Here is a 17,452-nt window from a genome sequence, read left to right as displayed (position 1 = left end):
GCTGTTTACTCCTCCGACTCGGCGGCCACGGGCTGCTCGCCCTCGGCCTCTTCGGTGGCGACGACCTCTTCGGCCTCCGCCCCCGCCTCGGCATTGCGGGCGACGCCCACGACTGCATCCTTTTTACCGAGGTTGATCAGTTGGACGCCCATGGTGTCACGCCCGGTTTCCCTGATCTCGTTGACACGGGTACGGATCACACCGCCGCCGAGGGTGATGGCGAGGATCTCGTCGGTCTCCTCCACCACCAGCGCCCCGACCAGGGAACCCCGGTCCTCGACGATCTTGGCCGCCTTGATGCCGAGTCCGCCGCGCCCCTGGACCCGGTACTCGTCCACACTGGTGCGCTTGGCGTACCCGCCATCGGTGGCGGTGAAGACGAACGTACCCGGTCGCACGACATTCATCGAGAGCAGTTCGTCCCCTTCACGGAAGCTCATGCCCTTCACACCCGAGGTCGCACGCCCCATCGGGCGCAGCGACTCGTCCGTCGCGGTGAACCGGATGGACTGCGCCTTGCGGCTGACCAGCAGCAGGTCGTCGGCCGGGCCGACCAGCTCCGCGCCGATCAGCAGGTCCTCGCTGCCGTCCTCGGTCTCCCGCAGGTTGATCGCGATGACGCCGCCGGAACGGGGGGAGTCGTAGTCCTTCAGCGAGGTCTTCTTCACCAGGCCCGAACGGGTGGCGAGCACCAGGTAGGGCGCCGCGTTGTAGTCGCGGATGGCCAGCACCTGCGCGATCTGCTCGTCCGGCTGGAAGGCCAGCAGGTTCGCCACGTGCTGCCCGCGGGCGTCACGGCCGGCGTCCGGCAGCTCGTACGCCTTGGCGCGGTAGACCCGGCCCTTGTTCGTGAAGAACAGCAGCCAGTGGTGGGTGGTGGTGACGAAGAAGTGGTCGACGATGTCGTCTTCCCGCAGCTTCGTGCCCCGCACGCCCTTGCCGCCGCGCTTCTGGGACCGGTAGTCGTCCGTCTTGGTGCGCTTGACGTAGCCGCCGCGGGTGATCGTGACGACGATGTCCTCCTCGGCGATCAGGTCCTCGATGGACATGTCGCCGTCGAAGGGCACCAGCGCCGAGCGCCGGTCGTCGCCGAACTTCTCGACGATCGCCGTGAGCTCCTGGCTGATGATGCCGCGCTGCAGCTCCGGCGAGGCCAGGATGCGGTTGTACTCGTTGATCTTCGCCTGGAGCTCGTCGTGCTCCTGGACGATCTTCTGCCGCTCCAGGGCCGCCAGGCGGCGCAGCTGCATCTCCAGGATCGCGTTGGCCTGGATCTCGTCGATCTCCAGCAGGCCCATCAGGCCCTCGCGCGCGACGTCGACCGTGGCGCTGCGCCGGATCAGGGCGATGACCTCGTCGATCGCGTCCAGGGCCTTCAGCAGACCGCGCAGGATGTGCGCGCGCTCCTCGGCCTTGCGCAGCCGGAACCGGGTCCGGCGGACGATGACCTCGATCTGGTGGGTCACCCACTGCTTGATGAACTGGTCGAGAGAGAGCGTGCGCGGCACGCCGTCGACCAGCGCCAGCATGTTGGCGCCGAAGTTCGTCTGCAGGTCGGTGTGCTTGTAGAGGTTGTTCAGCACGACCTTGGCCACGGCGTCGCGCTTCAGCACGATCACCAGGCGCTGGCCGGTCCGGGAGGAGGTCTCGTCACGGACGTCGGCGATGCCGCCGACCCGGCCGTCCTTCACCAGGTCGGCGATCTTCTGCGCCAGGTTGTCGGGGTTGACCTGGTACGGCAGCTCGGTGACGACCAGGCACTGCCGGCCCTGGATCTCCTCGACCTCGACCACCGCGCGCATCGTGATGGAGCCGCGACCGGTGCGGTACGCCTCCTCGATGCCCTTGCGGCCCACCACCAGGGCGCCGGTCGGGAAGTCGGGGCCCTTGATGCGCTCGATGAGGGCTTCGAGCAGCTCCTCGTTGGACGCCTCCGGGTTGGCCAGGTACCACTGGGCGCCCTCGGCGACCTCGCGCAGGTTGTGCGGCGGGATGTTGGTCGCCATGCCGACCGCGATACCGGCGGAGCCGTTGATCAGCAGGTTGGGGAAGCGCGACGGCAGGACCGTCGGCTCCTGGTTGCGGCCGTCGTAGTTGTCCTGGAAGTCGACGGTCTCCTCGTCGATGTCCCGGACCATCTCCATCGACAGCGGCGCCATCTTGCACTCGGTGTACCGCATGGCGGCGGCCGGGTCGTTGCCCGGGGAACCGAAGTTGCCGTTGCTGTCGACCAGCGGCATGCGCATCGACCACGGCTGGGCCAGGCGCACCAGCGCGTCGTAGATCGAGGAGTCGCCGTGCGGGTGGTACGTACCCATGACGTCACCGACGACACGGGCGCACTTGTAGAAGCCGCGCTCGGGGCGGTAGCCGCCGTCGTACATCGCGTACAGCACACGGCGGTGGACGGGCTTGAGGCCGTCCCGGACGTCGGGCAGCGCACGCGACACGATGACGGACATCGCGTAGTCGAGGTAGCTGCGCTGCATCTCCGTCTCGAGGCCCACGGCCTCGATCCGCGTCGTGGTGTCCGCCTCGGCGGCGGCGCCCTCCGGGGTGTCGGGCGTGACAGGGGTGTTCTCGTCGGCCATTGCTGGTCAAAGTCCTTTCGGGCGGCGGCTGATGGGGGCCGACTCAGATGTCGAGGAAGCGGACATCCTTGGCGTTGCGCTGGATGAAGGAGCGCCGGGCCTCGACGTCCTCGCCCATCAGCACCGAGAACAGGTCGTCGGCGAGGGCCGCGTCGTCCAGGGTGACCTGGCCGAGCACGCGGTGGTCGACGTCCATCGTGGTGACCCGCAGCTCCTCGGCGTTCATCTCGCCGAGGCCCTTGAAGCGCTGGATCGAGTCCTCGCGGACGCGCTTGCCGTTCTGCCGGCCCAGCTCGATCAGGGCGTCGCGCTCGGAGTCCGAGTACGCGTACTCGAAGTCGTCCCGGCCCCACTTGATCTTGTAGAGCGGGGGACGGGAGAGGTACACGTGGCCCGCCTCGACCAGCGGCCGCATGAAGCGGAACAGGAAGGTCAGCAGCAGGGTGTTGATGTGCTGGCCGTCCACGTCGGCGTCGGCCATCAGGATGATCTTGTGATAGCGCAGCTTCGAGATGTCGAAGTCCTCGTGCACACCGGTGCCGAAGGCCGAGATCAGCGCCTGGATCTCGGTGTTCTGCAGGATCTTGTCGATCCGCGCCTTCTCCACGTTCAGGATCTTGCCGCGGATCGGGAGGATCGCCTGGTACTGCGGGTTCCGGCCGGACTTGGCCGAGCCGCCGGCGGAGTCACCCTCGACGATGAAGATCTCGCACTTGGCGGGGTCGTTGGACTGGCAGTCGCTCAGCTTGCCCGGCAACGACGCCGTCTCCAGCAGGCCCTTGCGACGCGTCAGGTCGCGCGCCTTGCGGGCGGCGACGCGGGCGGTGGCCGCCTGGATGGACTTGCGGATGATGTCCGAGGCCTCGTTGGGGTTGCGGTCCAGCCAGTCCGTCAGGTGCTCGTGCACGACCTTCTGGACGAAGGTCTTCGCCTCGGTGTTGCCGAGCTTGGTCTTCGTCTGGCCCTCGAACTGGGGCTCGCCCAGCTTGACCGAGATGATCGCGGTCAGACCCTCGCGGATGTCCTCACCAGTGAGGTTGTCGTCCTTCTCGCGGAGCAGCTTCTTCTCACGCGCGTACTTGTTGACCAGCGTGGTCAGCGCGGCGCGGAAGCCCTCCTCGTGGGTGCCGCCCTCATGGGTGTGGATGGTGTTGGCGAAGCTGTAGACACCCTCGCTGTACTGGGTGTTCCACTGCATCGCGACCTCGACGGAGAGCATCCGCTCCTTGTCCTCCGCGTCGATGTCGATCACCGACGGGTGGACCGTCTCGCCCTTGCGCGAGTTCAGGTACTTCACGAAGTCGACGATGCCGCCCTCGTAGTGGTACTTGACCGAGCGCGGCTGGCCCTCGTTCTCGACGTCCGCGTGCTCGGGGCGCTCGTCCGTCAGGGAGATGGTCAGGCCCTTGTTGAGGAAGGCCATCTCCTGGAAGCGCCGCGAGAGCGTCTCGAAGGAGTACTCGAGGGTCTCGAAGATGTCCCCGTCGGCCCAGAAGGTGACCGTGGTGCCGTTCTCCGAGACTTCCTCGTTCTTCTGCAGCGGGGCGGTCGGGACGCCCATCTTGTAGTCCTGGGTCCAGCGGAAGCCCTCACGCTTGACCTCGACCGCGACCTTCGTCGACAGCGCGTTCACCACGGAGACGCCGACGCCGTGCAGACCGCCGGAGACGGCGTAGCCGCCGCCGCCGAACTTGCCGCCGGCGTGGAGGACGGTGAGCACGACCTCGACGGCGGGCTTGCCCTCGGACGGCACGATGTCCACGGGGATGCCACGGCCGTTGTCGACGACGCGCACGCCGCCGTCGGGCAGGATCGTGACGTTGATGGTGTCCGCGTGACCGGCCAGCGCCTCGTCGACGGAGTTGTCGACGACCTCGTACACCAGGTGGTGCAGGCCGCGCTCGCCCGTCGAGCCGATGTACATGCCCGGGCGCTTGCGAACCGCGTCCAGGCCCTCCAGGACGGTGATCGCGCTGGCGTCGTACGCCGCGCCTGAGGCGGGCGCGGCGGAGCCGTCAGCTGCGGACGTATTGATCTCGTTGGGGTTGCCGGAATCGGCCACGAAGCGCCCTTTCTGGCACAGCATGAGCCGGGTCCCGCGGGGCGGAACCGGCTTCATCACTCGACATCTTCGACTGGTCCCGCTGGGGTCCCCGGTGCCGGAGGCCAGGGGCGGGCGGTACTGCTACCAGTCTACCGGTAGCGCCGACATAGATGGGGCTTTGGCGGTGCCTGAGTTCCCGTGTGCCCGACTGAAGTACCTCCTGCCGACTCCCCACACGCGGACCGGGTCTCAAAACGGCTCACGCGGGCGCACAGGGCTTCGACCCGATTACGCACAGCAGGTTTCCGGCCTATCCGTACGTATCGCCCGGCCCACGGCTCCCGGGAGCGCGCAATCGCCCGTACGAACGCACCGGTCCCCCCGGCCCCAGGACCTTGATCAGCTTCACGGTGCCGTGGCCGAGGTCGGCGTTCAGTCTGGCCACCAGCGTCGGGGCGAGCAGCCGCAGCTGCGTGGCCCAGGCCGTGGAGTCGCACTGCACCGTGAGGACCCGCTCCTCCTCGTCGTACCGCTGCGGCTGGCAGTGCAGGGCCACGTCATCACCCACCAGTTCCGGCCAGCGGCCCATCACGCCGCCCACCGCCGCCGGGGCCTCCCAGCCGCGCTCGGTGATCAGCCGGCTGATCGCGGCGCCCAGCGGCAGGGGGTCGCGGCCGTCCGCCCGCGCGCCGCTGCGCAACCCTCCGCGCCGGGCCTGCTTCTTCTGCTGCGCGGCGGCGCCCCTGGCGCGGGCCTGCTCCTTGGCTGCGCGCAGGGCGACCCTGGCCAGGTCGACTCCGGACACCGGCTTGTCCTGGGCGCCCGTCTCCTGCCCCGGCGGCGGCTGCTGATCCGTCATGCCCGCTCCACGCCGCCGTCCTCCACCGCGTACCGGGCGCCGATCAGCACGTCCGGCACGTCGTCGTCCACCGCCGCCGTCACCAGCACCTGCTCACCGGGGGCCACCAGCTCCGCCAGCCGGGCACGGCGCCGGGCGTCGAGCTCGGCGAAGACGTCGTCCAGCACCAGCACCGGCTCACCGCCGTCGGCGCGCAGCAGGTCGTACGAGGCCAGGCGCAGCGCCAGCGCGTACGACCAGGACTCCCCGTGGCTCGCGTACCCCTTGGCGGGGAGCTGTCCCAGCTTGAGGGAGAGGTCATCCCGGTGCGGGCCGACCAGGGTCACCCCGCGTTCGATCTCCTGCTTGCGGGCCTCGCCCAGCGCCTCCAGCAGCAGTCCGTACAGCTGCTCGCGGCCCGACGCTCCGGCGATCCGTTCGCCGATCGAACTGCGGTACTCCAGGACGACCGGGCCGCCGCCCGGTGCCAGCTGCTCGTACGCCTTGTCCGCCAGCGGCTGCAGGGCGTGGGTGAGGTCCAGGCGCTGGGCCAGCAGCTCGGCGCCGGCCCTGGCCAGGTGCTGGTCCCAGATGTCGAGCGTGGACAGGTCGGCACCGCGGCCGCCGTGGCGGCGGGCCATCGCGGCCGACTTCAGCAGGGTGTTGCGCTGCTTGAGGACCCGCTCGTAGTCGCTGCGGACGCCCGCCAGCCGGGGCGCCCGGGCGGTGAGCAGCTCGTCGAGGAAGCGCCGGCGCTCCCCGGGGTCGCCCTTGACCAGGGCCAGGTCCTCGGGGGCGAAGAGCACCGTCCTGACTATCCCCAGCAGGTCGCGGGGCCGGACCTGGGAGGAGCGGTTGAGCCGTGCCCGGTTGGAGCGGCCCGGGTTGATCTCCAGCTCGACCAGCTGCTGCCGCTCGCCCTGCACCACGGACGCCCGCACGATCGCCCGGTCCGCGCCCATCCGCACCAGCGGGGCGTCGCTCGCGACGCGGTGGCTGGCGAGGGTCGCCAGGTAGCCGACCGCCTCGACCAGATTGGTCTTGCCCTGGCCGTTGGGGCCCACGAAAGCGGTGACGCCCGGGTCGAGCGGGACCTCGACCCGGGCGTAGGAACGGAAGTCGGCGAGCGACAGATGCGCGACGTGCATGGCTGCGCGCCGCCTCCTTCCCGTGGGTGTGACTAGTGCTTCTCGACGGCGTGGCCGCCGAACTGGTTGCGGAGCGCGGCGATCATCTTCATCTGCGGGGAGTCGTCCTGGCGGGACGCGAAGCGGGCGAAGAGCGACGCGGTGATCGCGGGCAGCGGCACGGCGTTGTCGATGGCGGCCTCGACGGTCCAGCGGCCCTCGCCGGAATCCTCGGCGTAGCCCTTGAGCTTGTCGAGGTGCTCGTCCTCGTCGAGGGCGTTGACGGCCAGGTCCAGCAGCCAGGAGCGGATGACGGTGCCCTCCTGCCAGGAGCGGAACACCTCGCGCACGTCGGTGACGGAGTGGACCTTCTCCAGCAGCTCCCAGCCCTCGGCGTAGGCCTGCATCATGGCGTACTCGATGCCGTTGTGGACCATCTTCGCGAAGTGGCCGGCGCCCACCTTGCCCGCGTGGACGGAACCGAAGTTCCCCACCGGCTTGAGGGCGTTGAAGACCGGCTGCACCTTCTCGACGTGCTCGGGCTCGCCGCCGTACATCAGCGCGTAGCCGTTCTCCAGGCCCCAGACGCCGCCGGAGACACCGCAGTCGACGAAGCCGATGCCCTTGGCGGCCAGCTCCTCGGCGTGCTTCTCGTCGTCCGTCCAGCGGGAGTTGCCGCCGTCGACCACGACGTCACCGGGGGAGAGCAGCTCACCGAGCTCGTCGATCGTCGACTGGGTGGCGGCGCCGGCCGGCACCATCACCCACACCACGCGCGGGGCCTCGAGCTTGTCCACAAGTTCCTGCAGGCTGTGGACATCGGCGAGGTCCGGGTTGCGGTCGTAGCCGATGACAGTGTGACCGGCCTGGCGGATGCGCGTACGCATGTTCCCGCCCATCTTGCCGAGACCGATGAGACCGAGCTCCATCGTTGATCCTTCGTTCGAAGCCTGCCTGACCTACGTCGAGCCTACGTCGGCCCCCGCAGGGCGACGCGACCGGACAGGCCTCGCGTCAGCCGGACAGCCGGACCGGCATGATCAGGTACTTGTACGCGTCGTCGGCCTCGGCGTCGACCGCCGGACGGCCGCTGAGCAGCGCGGGCTTCGTCGACGTGGTGAACGACAGCTGGGCCACCGGCGAGTCGATCGCGCTCAGGCCGTCCAGCAGGAACGTCGGGTTGAAGGCGATCGAGATGTCCTCGCCGTCCAGCTTGGCGTCCACGCGCTCCACAGCCTGTGCGTCGTCGCTGGAACCCGCCTCCAGGGTCAGCACGCCCTGCTCGAAGCTCAGCCGGACCGGGGTGTTGCGCTCGGCCACCAGGGCGACGCGCTTGACGGCCTCGACGAACGGGGCGGTCTCGATCACCGCGACGGAGTTGAACTCGGTCGGGAAGAGCGTCCGGTACTTCGGCAGGTCGCCCTCGAGCAGGCGGGTGGTGGTGCGGCGGCCGGCGCCCTCGAAGCCGATCAGCCCCTCGCCCGCGCCGGAGCCGGCCAGGGCGATGGCGACCGAGTCGCCGTTGGTGAGGGACTTGGCGGTGTCCAGGAGCGTCTTGGCGGGCACCAGGGCGACCGCGGACATGTCCGGGGTCTCCGGCTTCCACAGGAACTCGCGGACCGCGAAGCGGTAGCGGTCGGTGGCCGCCAGGGTGACGGTGTCGCCCTCGATCTCGATGCGCACACCGGTCAGCACCGGCAGGGTGTCGTCACGGCCGGCGGCGATGGCGACCTGGGCGGCGGCCGCGGCGAAGACCTCGCCGGGGACGGTGCCGGAAGCGGTGGGCATCGCGGGCAGCGCCGGGTACTCCTCCACAGGCAGGGTGTGGAGTGTGAATCGCGAGCTGCCGCAGACGACGGTCACGCGCACGCCGTCGGTGGAGATCTCCACAGGCCTGTTGGGAAGTGCCCGCGAGATGTCGGCGAGCAGCCGGCCGGAGACGAGGACGGTGCCGTCCTCCTCCACGTCCGCCTCGACGGACACCCGGGCCGAGACCTCGTAGTCGAAGCCGGACAGGCTCAGCTGGCCCTCCTCGGCCTTCAACAGGAGGCCCGCCAGGACCGGCACCGGGGGACGGGCCGGGAGACTGCGGGCCGCCCAGGCCACTGCCTCCGCGAGTACATCGCGCTCCACCCGGATCTTCACCGGAACCGCCTCCTGCTGTTGCTGGCTGTCTGTGGCCGACTCTCTTGGCCCTGCTGGCCCTCTTGCCGAGAACAGTCTGACAGCCGCCACGGACATGCGGTGCGGGTTGGGGTCAAGCCGGAGGGCGGGGAGGCGGACGGCCCGCGGCTCGGTTGTGCACAGGACCCACTTCGAAGCAGATTCCCCGGTAACTATCCCTGGTCGTAGTAATAGGGGGTGTGGAAACCGTGGATAAGTGGTTCCGGTGCAGGTCAGGCCCTGTTTTTTGTCCACCGCGCCTGTGGGTGGAGCCCGTGGACAACCCGGCGGTTCTGTGGACGGCCGGAAGTTGTGCACACGCGATTCACAGGAGACCCCCGGTTCTCCCCAGCGCTGTCCCCAGGAATACCCGGGTTCTCCCCAGCCCAACCCACCACGTTGGTGTGATGCGGTTCACTCCGACCGGTGAGCGGGTGTGTTCCGTTGCCGAACAGTGGACAGGACTGTGGAGAAGCGGCCCCTGACTGGGGACAACGTGCCCCGGCCTGTGGGCGAGCGGTGGACAACCGGGACGCCCGTCCTGTGGGCGGCCGGAACATCCACAGTCTGTGGATCCGGGTTGCCCACAAATCCACATGGCTCCCAGCAGCCCGTATGAGTATCCCGCAGCCCCGCCTGTGGACACGTTCTGGACAACTCGGGCATCCCCAGGCTGTGGACAGGGGAAAACCGCCCCGTCCTGTGGAGAGACGTTCCTGTCCCCGGGACGCGGCCGGTGCAATCGAACAACGAGAAGCGCCCCGGGAGTTGGCCCGGGGCGCTGTGGACGGTCTGGAAGGCGTGCGGAGGGTGCGCGGGAAGGCGTGCGGAGGGACTGCCGAAGGTGCGCGGGAAGGCCGCGAGTCAGCTCTTGATGCGGTTGGTGAGCTCGGTGACCTGGTTGTAGATGGACCGCCGCTCGGCCATCAGGGAGCGGATCTTGCGGTCCGCGTGCATGACGGTCGTGTGGTCACGGCCGCCGAACAGAGCGCCGATCTTGGGCAGCGACAGATCCGTGAGCTCACGGCACAGGTACATGGCGATCTGCCGGGCCGTGACGAGCACCCGGCTGCGGGAGGAGCCGGAGAGGTCCTCCACGTCCAGGCCGAAGTACGAGGCCGTCTCCGCCATGATCGCCTGTCCGCTGATCTCGGGGACGGAGTCCTCGCCGCCCGGGATCAGGTCCTTCAGCACGATCTCGGTGAGCTGCAGGTCCACCGGCTGCCGGTTCAGGCTGGCGAACGCCGTCACCCGGATCAGCGCGCCCTCCAGCTCGCGGATGTTCCGCGAGATCCGGGAGGCGATGAACTCCAGCACCTCCGGCGGGGCGTTGAGCTGCTCCTGCACCGCCTTCTTGCGGAGGATCGCGATCCGGGTCTCCAGCTCGGGCGGCTGGACGTCGGTGATCAGACCCCACTCGAAGCGGTTGCGCAGCCGGTCCTCCAGGGTCACCAGCTGCTTGGGCGGCCGGTCCGAGGAGAGCACGATCTGCTTGTTCGCGTTGTGCAGGGTGTTGAAGGTGTGGAAGAACTCCTCCTGCGTCGACTCCTTGCTCGCCAGGAACTGGATGTCGTCGACCAGCAGGATGTCCATGTCGCGGTAGCGCTTGCGGAACGCGTCCGCCTTGCCGTCGCGGATGGAGTTGATGAACTCGTTGGTGAACTCCTCGGAGCTCACGTAGCGCACCCGCGTGCCCGGGTAGAGGCTGCGCGCGTAGTGCCCGATCGCGTGCAGCAGGTGCGTCTTGCCGAGGCCGGACTCCCCGTAGATGAACAGCGGGTTGTACGCCTTGGCCGGCGCCTCGGCGACGGCGACCGCCGCGGCGTGCGCGAAGCGGTTGGAGGCGCCGATGACGAAGGTGTCGAAGAGGTACTTGGGGTTCAGCCGCGCCGTGGGCTCCGCCGGGCCCCCCGAACCGCTCGACCCGGTGCCCGCGTGGGAACCCGTACCGCCGCCGCTCCCCCCGCCGGTGCGCGGCGGCGGCATGGCCGGCATGGTCGGCGGCTGCTGCGGCGCCGGTTCCGGGCGCGCCGGGGGCTGGTGGGGCGAGGGGATCTCGTAGCGGGAGGCGGGCGGCTGGTACTGCTCGCGCTCCTGGTAGTCGCCGAAGCGCTGCTGCTGCCAGCGGTCCTCGGGCTCGCGCGGCGGCCAGCCGCCGGGACCGCCGCCGGGAACGACCGAGTGCTCGGGGTAGGCCGGGCGCATCCGCGGGACCTCGCCGTAGCCGTGCGGCCGCTCGCCGTACCCGCCGGGTTCCGTGCCGTACGCAGGCGACTGCGGATGCGGCTGGTGCTGCGCTTGGTGTTGCGGCTGGTGCTGCGGCTCGGGGGCGACCGGGGCCGGCGGCGCGGGGGCCGCCTCCTGCTCGCCGCCCGAGGCGACGGCGATGGCGATGCCCACGGGGTGACCGAACTCACGGCTGAGGACATCGGTGATGAGCGGGAGGAGCCGCCCCTCCAGCACGCTCTTGGCGAACTCGTTGGGGGCGGACAGCACGGCCGTGCCGGCGACGAGCGCCAGCGGCTGCGTCCGCTGCAGCCAGTCCGCGTCCTTCGGCTTGAGGTCGTCGCTCTCGGCGAGCAGTTTCTGCAGGACCCTGGGCCACACTGAGGCAAGATCGGCAGTTACGTCAGCCACAGTGCACGCTCTCTCGGTCGCTGGTTGGTGCCGATGGGTCCCACGAAGGTGTGGTTCTTGGGACGGACGGGAAGGTTTCGGAGTTCAGCCACGGTAGTCAGCGCGGCCTGCCTGGTTCAAGTCGTTGTCCACAGGGTGTGCAAAACCACGTCCGGATGGCGGCGCGCACGGTCGTCACCGGAGCGGGTTTGACCTGATGCCGCGGCCCCGCGTACCGTAACCAGGTCGAGTTGTCGATGGCTGCTGCCGCCTGCCTACCGATGGGCGAGGATCACCAAGGTGATCGTCAAGCGGTGCACACCTGAATGTTCCGCGAGTTCCTCGTGGGCGCACGGTGACAGCCAGGCGACGCCCCGCCAACACACGATTCATCCTGGAGCCCCCGAGTGAGCAAGCGCACCTTCCAGCCGAACAACCGTCGTCGCGCCAAGACCCACGGCTTCCGGCTGCGTATGCGTACGCGTGCCGGCCGCGCCATTCTCGCGACCCGCCGCAGCAAGGGCCGCGCCCGTCTGTCCGCCTGATCGCACCGAAGCGCGAGGTGTGAGTCGTGCTGCCCACCGAGAATCGGCTGAGGCGGCGGCAGGACTTCGCGACGGCGGTACGTCGAGGACGTCGGGCCGGACGGCCACTTCTGGTCGTCCACCTGCGCACCGACAGTGACACAAGGGACCCGCACGCAGCGGGGGGGAGTGCCTCCCCGGCGCGTGCGGGTTTCGTCGTGAGCAAGGCCGTCGGTGGCGCGGTGACCCGGAACCTGGTCAAGCGTCGGCTTCGTCACCTTGTCCGCGAACGTCTGTCCGTGCTGCCCCCCGGTAGCCTGGTAGTCGTACGAGCGCTGCCCGGTGCGGGTGACGCAGACCATTCACAGCTGGCCCGAGACCTGGACGCCGCCCTCGGGAGGCTCCTGGGGGTGGCGCTATGAAGTACCCGTTGCTGGCCTTGATCAAGATTTACCAGTGGACCATCAGCCCGTTGCTCGGTCCGGTCTGCAAGTACTACCCCTCGTGTTCGCACTACGGGTATACGGCGATCGATCGGCACGGCGCGATCAAGGGCACTGCCCTGACCGCGTGGCGGATCCTGCGTTGCAACCCGTGGTCGCTGGGCGGTGTGGACCATGTCCCGCCGCGCAAGCGCCCACCGTGGCACGCTCGCCTGCGCGAAGCCCTCCGGGGTGACGCGCCGGGCGGGTCCGTTACTCCCGAGCCCGTCGAGTCGCCTCATGCCCAAGGAGCCTGACCGTGGGGATCTTGAACCCCCTCTACGATGCCGTTTCGTGGATCATTGTCCAGTTCCACTCGCTGTACAGCCTTGTCTTTGACAAGGACGGCGGTCTGGCCTGGGGCCTGTCGATCGTCTCCCTGGTGGTCCTGATCCGGATCTGCCTGATCCCGCTCTTCGTGAAGCAGATCAAGTCGACCCGGAACATGCAGGCGCTCCAGCCCAAGATGAAGGCGATCCAGGAGCGCTACAAGAACGACCGGCAGCGTCAGTCCGAAGAGATGATGAAGCTGTACAAGGAGACGGGCACCAACCCGCTCTCCTCGTGCCTTCCGATCCTGGCGCAGTCGCCCTTCTTCTTCTCGCTGTACCACGTGCTGAGCTACATCGCGCAGGGCAAGCAGGTCGGCGTCATGGGCCAGGACCTGGTCGACAGCGCCCAGAAGGCCCACATCTTCGGTGCCCCCCTCGCCGCGAAGTTCACCGACAGCGCCGAGAAGCTCTCGCAGCTCGGTGCCTCCGTCGCCGATGTCCGCGTGGTCACCGTCATCATGATCGTCCTGATGTCGGCCTCGCAGTTCTACACGCAGCGCCAGCTGATGACGAAGAACGTCGACATGACGGTGAAGACGCCGTTCATGCAGCAGCAGAAGATGCTGATGTACGTCTTCCCGATCATGTTCGCCGTCTTCGGCATCAACTTCCCCGTCGGTGTCCTCATCTACTGGCTGACCACCAACGTGTGGACCATGGGGCAGCAGATGTTCGTCATCCGCCGGAACCCGACCCCCGGCAGCCTCGCCTTCAAGCAGCGCGAGGAGCGCCTGAAGGCCAAGGGCAAGCTGAAGGACGAGCCCGTCGCCGACAAGGAGCCGCAGGACGCGGCGCCGGTGAAGCGCACCCAGCCCAAGCGCCAGACCAAGTCGCAGCGCCAGACGGGCGGCCCCGCGCAGCCGGCCGGTGCCGGCGGCACCAAGCCCAAGCCGGGCGGCGGAGCGGCCGCGGGCACCAAGCCCAAGCCGAGCAGCGGCGCGGACAAGCCGAACCTGTCGAAGAAGAAGTAGTAGAGGAGTCCCGTCGTGACGGACGGCAACACCACCGACGCGCTCACCCGCCTCGAGCAGGAGGGCGAGATCGCGGCCGACTACCTCGAGGGGCTGCTGGACATCGCCGACCTCGACGGTGACATCGACATGGACGTCGAGGGGGACCGTGCCTCGGTCTCCATCGTCGGCGACTCGTCGAGCCGCGACCTCAACAAGCTCGTCGGCCGGGACGGCGAGGTGCTGGAGGCGCTTCAGGAGCTGACCCGGCTCGCGGTGCACCGGGAGACCGGCGACCGCAGCCGGCTGATGCTGGACATCGCCGGCTTCCGGGCGCGGAAGCGGGCCGAGCTCACCGAGCTGGGTGAGAAGGCGGCCGAGGAGGTCAAGGGCTCCGGCCAGCCGGTCAAGCTCAAGCCGATGACGCCCTTCGAGCGCAAGGTCGTCCACGATGCCGTCGCCGCCGCGGGGCTGCGCAGCGAGTCCGAGGGCGAGGAGCCCGAGCGCCGGGTGGTCGTCCTTCCGGCTTCCTGACCTCCCCCGGTCTCAGCGGTACTCACTCGGCCCCGTCTGTTCGCAGGCGGGGCCGAACCTTGTCAGCCTGGAGAAGGCCCGTATCAACGGAAGGACGGTTCTCGTGACGGAGGCAGCGGCGGAGCTTCCCCCGGCGCCGGAAGCGGCACGTGAGGTGTTCGGGGAGCGCTTCGCGGACGCGGTGCGGTACGCGGAACTGCTGGCCGACGCGGGCGTGCGCCGCGGACTGATCGGTCCGCGGGAGGTGCCCCGGCTGTGGGAGCGCCACCTGCTGAACTGCGCCGTGCTCGCCGAGGTGATCCCCCAGGGCGTCTCGGTGTGCGACGTGGGTTCGGGCGCGGGGCTCCCCGGGATCCCGCTGGCACTGACCCGGCCGGACCTCAGCATCACGCTGCTGGAACCGCTGCTGCGCAGGACCACCTTCCTCGAGGAGGCCGTGCGGCTGCTGGGGCTGTCCAACGTCGTGGTGGTGCGTGGCCGGGCCGAAGAGATGGTCGGCAAGGTGCCGCCGGTGGACGTGGTGACCGCGCGTGCCGTGGCCCCGCTGGACCGTCTTGCCGGCTGGGGGCTTCCCCTGCTCCGCCCGCACGGGGAGATGACCGTCCTCAAGGGCGACACCGCCGAGGAGGAGCTGAAGGCGGCGCGTGCCGCGCTGAGCCGGCTCGGCGCCGTGGAGACCTCCGTGGTCCAGGTCGGAGAGGGGATCGTGGATCCGCTCTCGACCGTGGTGCGGGTGCTCGCGGGGGAGAGCCCCGGTGGTGTGCGTGCGGCGACCCGGAGGGCCAAGGCGGCCCGGGCGAGCCGTCGGCACCAGCGCTGAGCGCGGCCGTGTGCTCCATACAAACGGCCATACGTACATGATCCGGAGTGTCGGGTAGGAAACGGTCGCGGCGCTGCGCATCGTGTTTCACGTGAAACGGCGCTCTCTGCTTCCAGGAATCCTCGGCCGCGCCCGTGCCGCGGCCGAATCGCTCTCTCATCGGGCCGCCGAGATGACCCATTCGGTGACTCAACCGGTGGATTCATCCACAGGAGAACGGCCCTCACTGGTTCGTGACCCCGAAAGCATGGCAGGCTCTGTTCATTGCGAGCTTGTAGTCGAGGAGAGTGAATCCTTGCGGTCCGACGCCAACATCGCGGGACCGATGGCCGATCCGGTCCCCGGTCCCCGCACCGAACCGTTCGGGGATGATGTTTCACGTGAAACACCGCCCCCGATGGACGACACCCCCATCGGCCGCGCCGCCCAACTGGCCGTGGAGGCACTGGGGCGGGCCGGTGAAGGACTCCCCCGCCCACCACAGACCCGGGTGATCGTGGTCGCCAACCAGAAGGGTGGGGTCGGCAAGACCACCACCACGGTCAACATGGCCGCCTCCCTGGCCCTCCACGGGGCCCGGGTACTGGTCGTCGACCTCGACCCCCAGGGCAACGCTTCCACCGCCCTCGGGATCGATCATCACTCCGAAGTCCCCTCCATCTACGACGTGCTGGTGGAGAGCAAGCCGCTCTCCGACGTCGTCCAGCCGGTGCCGGACGTGGAGGGCCTCTTCTGTGCTCCCGCCACCATCGACCTGGCAGGAGCCGAGATCGAGCTGGTCTCCCTGGTGGCCCGCGAGAGCCGGCTGCAACGAGCCATCGAGGCCTATGAGCAGCCGCTGGACTACATCCTCATCGACTGCCCGCCCTCGCTCGGTCTGCTGACCGTCAACGCCATGGTGGCCGGCGCCGAGGTGCTCATTCCGATCCAGTGCGAGTACTACGCCCTGGAGGGCCTGGGGCAGCTGCTCCGCAACGTGGAGCTGGTGCGGGGCCATCTCAACCCCAAGCTCCATGTCTCCACCATCCTGCTGACCATGTACGACGGCAGGACCCGCCTCGCCTCGCAGGTAGCCGAGGAAGTGCGCACCCACTTCGGCAAGGAGGTGCTGCGCACGAGCATCCCGCGTTCGGTCCGCATCTCGGAGGCCCCCAGCTACGGCCAGACCGTGCTGACCTACGATCCGGGTTCGAGTGGCGCGCTGTCGTACCTCGAGGCGGCACGCGAGATGGCCCTGCGCGGCCTGGGACACACCCAAGAGTTCACAGAGCAGAACACGTCGGAGGGGATCCAGTGAGTGAGCGACGCAGAGGACTCGGCCGTGGTCTCGGCGCGCTGATTCCCGCCGCACCGAACGGTGCGGACGCGGCAGCCGCGACCGCGGTGGCGTCGGCGGCGACCGCCGCGCCTGTCCTGGCGCCGGAACGAGGTGTCGCCGCCGCCAAGGTGACGGCCCTGGTGGAACAGGGACGTGAGGGGACCGCGGCGATCCCGGTTTCACGTGAAACACCGGAAGCCATCGTGGTCCAGGAGCCCCCCATGGTGGCGGGGGCGTACTTCGCGGAGCTGCCGCTGGACGCGATCATCCCCAACCCGCGTCAGCCGCGTGAGGTCTTCGACGAGGACGCGCTGGCCGAGCTGGTCACCTCCATCAAGGAGGTCGGCCTCCTGCAGCCGGTCGTCGTCCGTCAGGTCGGGACGGAACGCTACGAGCTCATCATGGGCGAGCGGCGCTGGCGGGCGAGCCGGGAGGCAGGCCTGGAGGCCATCCCGGCGATCGTGCGGGCCACCGACGACGAGAAGCTCCTCCTGGACGCGCTGCTGGAGAACCTGCACCGTGCCCAGCTGAACCCGCTGGAAGAGGCGGCCGCCTACGACCAGCTCCTCAAGGACTTCGCCTGCACCCATGAGCAGCTCGCCGACCGCATCGGCCGCTCCCGCTCGCAGGTCTCCAACACCCTGCGTCTGCTGAAGCTCTCCGCGCCCGTACAGCGGCGTGTGGCGGCCGGTGTGCTCTCCGCCGGGCACGCCCGGTCCCTGCTCGCGCTGGAGGACGTGGAGGACCAGGACCGGCTCGCCAGCCGGATCGTGGCCGAAGGGCTCTCGGTGCGCGCGGTCGAGGAGATCGTGCATGTGATGAACTCCGAGTCCCAGCCGGCACGGAAGGCGGCGGCGCCCCGGGCGGGCAAGCGGATGTCCCCCGCACTGACCGACCTTGCGCTGCGGCTCTCGGACCGCTTCGAGACCCGGGTGAAGGTGGACCTGGGGCAGAAGCGCGGGAAGATCGTCGTGGAGTTCGCCTCGATAGAGGATCTGGAGCGCATCCTCGGGTCGATGGCACCGGGTGAGGGCACGGTCCTCGAGCGGTCGCTCACCGATGAGATCGACGAGGAGGAGTGAACCGCAGGGGCCCTATCGTCCTGTGACGGAT

General features: G+C 69.1%; 14 protein-coding genes and 1 pseudogene. 8 read left to right on the top strand and 7 right to left on the bottom strand.

Going from position 1 to position 17,452, the window contains the following annotated elements:
* Positions 1-5 precede the first annotated feature (5 nt).
* The 7 genes and pseudogenes from gyrA to dnaA form a co-directional block, all read right to left on the bottom strand.
* Complete coding sequence (gene gyrA / locus ACFW3D_RS07590; protein WP_500502501.1) at positions 6-2,591, bottom strand: DNA gyrase subunit A; 2,586 nt, start codon at positions 2,589-2,591, stop codon at positions 6-8.
* A 43-nt stretch (positions 2,592-2,634) separates the two neighbouring features.
* Positions 2,635-4,677 carry a DNA topoisomerase (ATP-hydrolyzing) subunit B gene (gene gyrB / locus ACFW3D_RS07585; protein ID WP_500502499.1) on the bottom strand — a complete coding sequence of 681 codons (2,043 nt, stop codon included), beginning with the start codon at positions 4,675-4,677 and terminating at the stop codon, positions 2,635-2,637.
* Positions 4,678-4,945: 268 nt separating this feature from the next.
* Positions 4,946-5,494 (bottom strand): DciA family protein, encoded by a 549-nt coding sequence (locus ACFW3D_RS07580; RefSeq protein ID WP_500502497.1) that lies wholly within the window; start codon positions 5,492-5,494, stop codon positions 4,946-4,948.
* Entirely contained in the window at positions 5,491-6,621 is a 1,131-nt protein-coding gene (gene recF / locus ACFW3D_RS07575; RefSeq protein WP_500502495.1) for a DNA replication/repair protein RecF, read from the bottom strand. Before recF ends, ACFW3D_RS07580 begins: the two co-directional genes overlap by 4 nt.
* Before the next feature lie 32 nt (positions 6,622-6,653).
* Positions 6,654-7,535, bottom strand: a pseudogene (gene gnd / locus ACFW3D_RS07570) (phosphogluconate dehydrogenase (NAD(+)-dependent, decarboxylating)); the annotation flags it as partial.
* 79 nt (positions 7,536-7,614) lie between these two features.
* Positions 7,615-8,745, bottom strand: a complete 1,131-nt coding sequence (dnaN, locus tag ACFW3D_RS07565) for a DNA polymerase III subunit beta (protein WP_500502493.1) — start codon at positions 8,743-8,745, stop codon at positions 7,615-7,617.
* A gap of 882 nt (positions 8,746-9,627) precedes the next feature.
* A complete protein-coding gene (dnaA, locus tag ACFW3D_RS07560) occupies positions 9,628-11,400 on the bottom strand; it encodes a chromosomal replication initiator protein DnaA (RefSeq protein WP_500502491.1) in 1,773 nt (590 codons plus the stop codon).
* A gap of 386 nt (positions 11,401-11,786) precedes the next feature.
* Here dnaA and rpmH point away from each other — a divergent pair, with 386 nt between their 5' ends.
* The 8 genes from rpmH to ACFW3D_RS07520 all read left to right on the top strand — a co-directional run bounded on the left by rpmH (position 11,787) and on the right by ACFW3D_RS07520 (position 17,421).
* On the top strand, positions 11,787-11,924 hold the full coding sequence (gene rpmH / locus ACFW3D_RS07555; RefSeq protein ID WP_003975051.1) for a 50S ribosomal protein L34: 138 nt from the start codon (positions 11,787-11,789) through the stop codon (positions 11,922-11,924).
* A gap of 26 nt (positions 11,925-11,950) precedes the next feature.
* Complete coding sequence (rnpA, locus tag ACFW3D_RS07550) at positions 11,951-12,325, top strand: ribonuclease P protein component (protein WP_089225441.1); 375 nt, start codon at positions 11,951-11,953, stop codon at positions 12,323-12,325.
* Positions 12,322-12,642, top strand: a complete 321-nt coding sequence (yidD, locus tag ACFW3D_RS07545; RefSeq protein ID WP_500502489.1) for a membrane protein insertion efficiency factor YidD — start codon at positions 12,322-12,324, stop codon at positions 12,640-12,642. Before rnpA ends, yidD begins: the two co-directional genes overlap by 4 nt.
* Before the next feature lie 2 nt (positions 12,643-12,644).
* Positions 12,645-13,688, top strand: coding sequence for a membrane protein insertase YidC (yidC, locus tag ACFW3D_RS07540; RefSeq protein ID WP_500502487.1), 1,044 nt, complete (start codon positions 12,645-12,647; stop codon positions 13,686-13,688).
* Between the two features lie 15 nt (positions 13,689-13,703).
* Positions 13,704-14,201: a Jag family protein gene (locus ACFW3D_RS07535; protein WP_431958966.1), complete on the top strand. Its 498-nt coding sequence runs from the start codon at positions 13,704-13,706 to the stop codon at positions 14,199-14,201.
* Between the two features lie 103 nt (positions 14,202-14,304).
* Entirely contained in the window at positions 14,305-15,021 is a 717-nt protein-coding gene (gene rsmG, locus ACFW3D_RS07530; RefSeq protein ID WP_500502484.1) for a 16S rRNA (guanine(527)-N(7))-methyltransferase RsmG, read from the top strand.
* 247 nt (positions 15,022-15,268) lie between these two features.
* A complete protein-coding gene (locus ACFW3D_RS07525) occupies positions 15,269-16,318 on the top strand; it encodes a ParA family protein (RefSeq protein WP_500502482.1) in 1,050 nt (349 codons plus the stop codon).
* Complete coding sequence (locus ACFW3D_RS07520; protein WP_500502480.1) at positions 16,315-17,421, top strand: ParB/RepB/Spo0J family partition protein; 1,107 nt, start codon at positions 16,315-16,317, stop codon at positions 17,419-17,421. The genes ACFW3D_RS07525 and ACFW3D_RS07520 overlap by 4 nt, the downstream gene beginning before the upstream one ends.
* Positions 17,422-17,452 lie beyond the last annotated feature (31 nt).

Source organism: Streptomyces sp. NPDC058864 (genome assembly GCF_042742985.1).
In the GTDB taxonomy this organism is placed as follows: Bacteria; Actinomycetota; Actinomycetes; order Streptomycetales; family Streptomycetaceae; genus Actinacidiphila.
Note: the sequence above shows the minus strand (reverse complement) of the source record. Positions and strands in the feature narration are given on the sequence as shown.